The organism is Mycoplasma sp. CSL7503-lung (assembly GCF_025515455.1).
GTDB lineage: Bacteria > Bacillota_I > Bacilli_A > Mycoplasmatales > Metamycoplasmataceae > Mycoplasmopsis.
Genome location: NZ_JAOPHP010000030.1, coordinates 1 through 5,591, shown reverse-complemented (window position 1 = coordinate 5,591; position 5,591 = coordinate 1). Strand labels below are relative to the sequence as shown.

At 24.9% G+C, this 5,591-nt stretch carries 5 protein-coding genes; all 5 read right to left on the bottom strand.

The genetic code is table 4. From position 1 onward, the window contains the following. Positions 1–122: 122 nt before the first annotated feature. A complete protein-coding gene (locus N9R85_RS03580; RefSeq protein ID WP_262858622.1) occupies positions 123–1,514 on the bottom strand; it encodes a DEAD/DEAH box helicase family protein in 1,392 nt (463 codons plus the stop codon). After that, positions 1,492–2,775: a site-specific DNA-methyltransferase gene (locus N9R85_RS03575; RefSeq protein ID WP_262858623.1), complete on the bottom strand. Its 1,284-nt coding sequence runs from the start codon at positions 2,773–2,775 to the stop codon at positions 1,492–1,494. Before N9R85_RS03575 ends, N9R85_RS03580 begins: the two co-directional genes overlap by 23 nt. A gap of 23 nt (positions 2,776–2,798) precedes the next feature. Further along, positions 2,799–3,155, bottom strand: coding sequence for a type III restriction endonuclease subunit M (locus N9R85_RS03570; protein WP_262858621.1), 357 nt, complete (start codon positions 3,153–3,155; stop codon positions 2,799–2,801). A gap of 523 nt (positions 3,156–3,678) precedes the next feature. Then, positions 3,679–4,005 (bottom strand): hypothetical protein, encoded by a 327-nt coding sequence (locus tag N9R85_RS03565; protein WP_262858620.1) that lies wholly within the window; start codon positions 4,003–4,005, stop codon positions 3,679–3,681. Positions 4,006–4,098: 93 nt separating this feature from the next. After that, a complete protein-coding gene (locus N9R85_RS03560) occupies positions 4,099–5,142 on the bottom strand; it encodes a Fic family protein (protein ID WP_262858619.1) in 1,044 nt (347 codons plus the stop codon). Between the last annotated feature and the right edge of the window lie 449 nt (positions 5,143–5,591).

The window sequence follows — 5,591 nt, the reverse complement described above, 5'->3', positions numbered from 1 at the left end:
GCTGTTTTAAAATCGGTTTGATCAATAATTTTGCAATATTTAACTTTTTGTTCAAATGTAAAATGTTTGGACATAAAAATAACACTCCTTTATTTTGGAGTGTCAAATTTTTTTCACCTAACTTACAATAATTTATTAGTGTTTATTTTAATAAATTCAATAATTTGCTCACTTAAATCAATATTTATTTTTTCTACTTCTTTATTAATTTCTCCGTAGTAAAACTTATCATTTAAACTTTCTTTATTAAGTTTATATGAACTTAATTCTCTCTCTTTATCGATTTTATCAATATTATCAATATTAGAATAAACTCAATATTGATATGCAATTGAATCATCTTTAAAATTAAAATTTGGTCTTGGGTTACGTTTGATACGACCAAGAGTTTGAATACTTAAACTATCTGAATATACATTACGTAGTTGAACTAACATACAAGCACGTGGAATATTTCAACCAGTTGCAGGACCAACTTTAAAGATTATTACGTCGATATCTGAACTTTTTTTCGAAATCTCTCTTAAAGAGATTTTTCCGCGCATGTTTGAGTCAATTTTTTCACTTGAAAAGTATTTAGCTCAAGTTAAATTATGCTCTTCTAATTTTTTAATTATTTTTTCAATTTTTTTATCAAAATCAGTATCATTTTCCTTTTTATCATTAACTTGTATTAACATAGCTGGATTGATATTACCTATCAACCCTTCTTCGGTAATATATTTTTGTTTAATTTGATTAAATTTATTGCATGCAATGTCTAATAGTTGTAAATTATCAATTTGTTCACTATTAATTTCTGATAAACCTTGATTTAAATAACCTGTAGTTTTAATTAGTATAGGATCATCTTCTTTGAGTTCATTTTCAGTAATTTTCACCTGTTCATATATACCTTTAGGTGTAGCGGTCATATTAATTTGAAAATCAGAAGCATTCATCATTTTTTTGTAAAAGTTTTCAGCTTCTTTTTTGTTTTTACCTTTGATGCCGGATTCTTTTGTTCCAATATGTGCTTCATCACGGATAAAGACAACAAAGTAGTTATTTGAAATTTCAGAAATGAATTTGTCTAAAACACCTTGTTCGGTATATATTCTATTTGTACCAAATGAAGATGCACCAAGTATAAAAACTTTATTATTTTCTACTCTAAAAGTATAATCAGCATCCTTAGCTTTGTTTTTAGTACTTGACGGAGATTCTTTTCTTTCAAAAATAATGTCTCTGTTTTTTAAATAGAAATTATAATCGTTAAAATTCTCTTCCATTTGTTTAGGTAATTCAGCATTAGATAATGTCATAACAACAAAAACAATAGGTTTATTTTCTCTTTTTTTATTAAAAGTAATTGCTCGATCAATGAAGTTAGCAATCATAAAAGTTTTACCAGAACCAGTCGGAGCTTTAAATTCAACTATTTTAGATTTATTTTCAATGTATGAATTATTAAAATGTTTTAACAGTTGAGAAATTGCTTTATTTTGAGTTTTAGTTGGTTCCATTTGAATCATCACCTTCTAATGAGTACAGGTTACTTAAATTATTAAGCAATTCTTCATCTGTGATATTTTTCACATCAAATTCAGATAAAGAATTTCTAAGTGTATCGATTAAATATTCTGTTTTAATTTGGTTTTGGTCTACACTAATATTACTATATTCTAGGTCAAAAACATTTAAATTTTGTTTATATGGTTCGTTCTTTTCAGCTCATTTAAAAGTTTCGTTATTTGTACCAATACCATTATTTATTCTAAATAAACGTTCGTAAGTAACTTCATAACCAATATTATTTTCATTGTTAGTTACTAGTGTAAAAGTTCTGTTTCCTCCATCTTCTTTATTTAGTTCCATAACTGCGTGACCGGTTGTTCCTGAACCTGCGAAGAAATCTAGAACGCGAGCGTTTTTGTTGGGAATTAATCTTAACAATTGTGTAATTAAATTTACTGGTTTAGGAAATGAAAAGTTTAATAGTATTTCACTAACTTCTTTTGTACCGTTAAGATTTTTAAAGTCTTGATTTGTTATAAATTCTGTTGTGTTCATGATCATAAACTCTTTGTTTGATTTGACCATTTCATTTGTTTTTTCTTCGAAGTAATAATTTAAGTAATTTATTTTTCTTATAGAATTTTTTTCCTTATTGTATTTTAGTATCTTATGTTTAATAGCAGCTTCGAATCTTGGTTTACTTCATAATCATCTTCAACGTTCCCCGTTTGACAATATAGGTTTAAAAATATGACCATCTATTTCAATATCATAATCTAACGAAGTTACATATCCTTGCCCGACAGATGCTAAGATTGCTGATGTGTCATTTACAATATATTTACGTCCAAATTCGTCAATCTCTACTTTATTATTATCAATTTCTTTTCTTATGACTTTGTTAAATTTTTTTAAATTATATTTATCTTTGGCAAAAATTAATAGATAATCGTGATTAGTGTTCAAAAATTTTTCTTGATCAGCTCTATGTGGTGTAGTTAATCTAGAAACATTCGCTACAAAATTCTCTTCACCAAAAATCTCGTCCATCAAGACCTTTAAATATGCTTGTTCGTTATCATCAATCGATACAAAAATAACTCCATCATCTTTGAGAAGTTTTTTAGCCAATTTAAGTCTTTCGTTCATCATATTTAGTCAACCGTTACGGTTAAACTTGTCACGATATATAAATTTAGAAGCACCAACATTTTCTTTGTCATTTGCAGAGTTATTTCCATCTGTATGTGCTGATTCTGTGTTATAAGGAGGGTCAATATATATTACGTCGTAGTTATAATCTAAGCCGCGACTCTCTCTCTCTCTATTACTAATAAATTCTTAAGTACATCATAGTTTTCTCCTATGATTAAGGTATTTTCGCTTTTAGCTTCTTTGAAGCTAAAAGACTTTTCTTGGTTGTGTTTAAGAACCGAAATCATTTTACTATTGATTTCAGGTGCGGCATCAAAAGTAAAACCAATTTTTACTCTTTGCATTAAAAATTGATATACATTTTGAAGTTGAGTTTTATCTTTTAAATTATCTAAAAGCATTTTACATAATGCTTTTTGATCTTTATTAAGATCATTTACAGATAATTGATCAATTTTATTTTTGTAATCCTCAAGTAATTGAGAATAATCTTTATTTTCCATATATTTAATCCCTTCTTATAATTTAATATATTTTAATTATAAACAATTTTTGTAATTATCATTATTGAAGATTTAATAATAAAACCAAAGTGCTTACTTATATATAAAGTGTTTTAATTGAATTATATTTTAGAATATCCATTTAATTACATAGTATTCTCTATCTAAAATAATAATTCTAGATGTTAAATTATTTTTTTGATAAATAACTAGTACAAAAACTTATTTTTTAAATTTATTCGTATAAAATTTCATTTCTTATTTTTTTTGGTTATCTTACAAAAAGATAATTGTTTTTAACTTAATATTTAATCTTAAAAAATGATATTTTTATTTTTTATATTTTAGCAAGTTTGAGTTTTGGTGTTTGTAAAATTAAAATAGGTATTGTTCATAAATGATTATATCTTAGTAAAGACAAAAATAAAAAAATAGGGTTTAACCTATTTTGTTATTGCTTTCAATTAAATTTGTTTTTTAACTCACTAATTACGTGCACCCTCTCAATTTATTAATGAATTTATTAAAAAAGTTCGAAAATATGCTTAATGAGTATTCTTTCATATTTAGTTAAATCTATATCCATAAATTCTTCCTTTGAAACTTCAAAAGGGCATAATTTACTATTTTTAGTGCATAAATCAATTTCTTTATGCGAATTTAATAAAAATTGATAAAAATATTCTTGATCCTGTTCGTTAAAATTTTTTATTAAAATATCATTTCTATGTACAACTTCAAATTTAGTATGATCAACATTATTTTCTAAATATAATTTTATGTATTTATGCATTGCAATTTCTCTATCATCAACATTTTCTATATATTCTTTATGTTTACGTGTTGACATGTTTTTACCTCACATATATTTTTTAAATAAAATTATCGATTAATCCTATTTTATGGTTACTACTATTATTATAGTATAACATATTAATTTATTTTATTTTTTAACATAAAAAGTAGCTTTACCTTTTCCGTGTCTTTGAATATAATCTTCTTCCACTAATTGTTTTAACATATTTTCAATTGTAGCTTTACTAACGCTAGGAACTAATTCCATCATATCATTCTTTGTAAATTTTCCTAACTTATTATCGATTGCATTTTTTACAAGTTCAATTGTTGGAATTTTTTGTTCTATATAACCTACTCTTTTTTCAAAATCAATATAAGCAGCTAATATAGTTCTAAGAATATATTTTATAAATGGTAAAGGGTTTTCTTTGTTGTCGTGTCAACCTATACCGCTCTTTTCTAAAGCGACATAATAACTATCTTTATTTTTTTCGATTTTGCTTTCTAAACTGATATATTTTCCAATAACATAACCTTGTCTATATAATAAAAGTGTTGTTAGCAATCTACTCATTCTACCATTTCCATCATTAAATGGATGAATACAAAGAAAATCGTGGATAAAAATTGGAATTAAAAGTAGTGAATCTACTTCTTTTTTGTCCAATTCAATATTTAATTCATTGCAAATATTTTTAATTGCATCCGGGGTTTCATGCGCAGGTAAAGGTTTAAATCTTTCATTTATGTTACCGTACTTATCTTTTTCAATAATAGAGTTTTGCGTACTTTTATACCTACCGCCAATTCCTTTTTCGCTATATTTAAACAAATCTCTGTGAAGTTGTAAAATATAGTTACTATTAATTGGAATATACTCATAGCTTTCATGAATTGTATTGAGTACATCTCTGTATCCAATAATTTCTTCTTCATTTCTATTTTTGGGTGTAGTTTTTTGATTCATCAACTCTTTTATTCTAACTGCAGTTGTTACAATTCCTTCTATTTTATTAGAATCTTCTACACTTTGAATTTTAGCGATTTCAACTAATTTATCTAAAACAGCAGGTTTTCTTTTTAAAAAAAGTTCTTGCTTCCCTTTGTGCTCATGAATTTGTGTTAAAAGATTTATTATTTCACTATCTCATTTATGTTTTTTTAAGTTTTTATAATCGAATATTTTCATTCGCACACTATCCTTTTGTTTCGCCTAATTATAGCATATTTTTAGGTGATTGTTAAGAATTTAGGCGATTAACTTATACTTTTTGTTTGATGTATTGAAGCAAAAAGCATTTTTGTTTTTTATTTAAATACATTGAATTTTAAGGATGATCAGTCTAAATTAAACATAGATCCAATATTTAAGAAACATTTTATTATTTTTATGTTAAATTTGCTCCTCGTTTTTTATTTAAAAGTATTAAGTGCCGCTAAAAGTTATTTAAATTAAAAAAATGAATATTATTGAATAATTAAAAATGAAATTAAGGATTAAAACTTAATTTCATCCTAAAATGAAATATCAAGTGCAACACTTTCGTGCTTGGTATTTTTATTATATCTTAACGATCTAAAAAAATCTAAAATTTTACTTAAAAAATCAATATTATTACTTTGTTTTCAATATCAAAA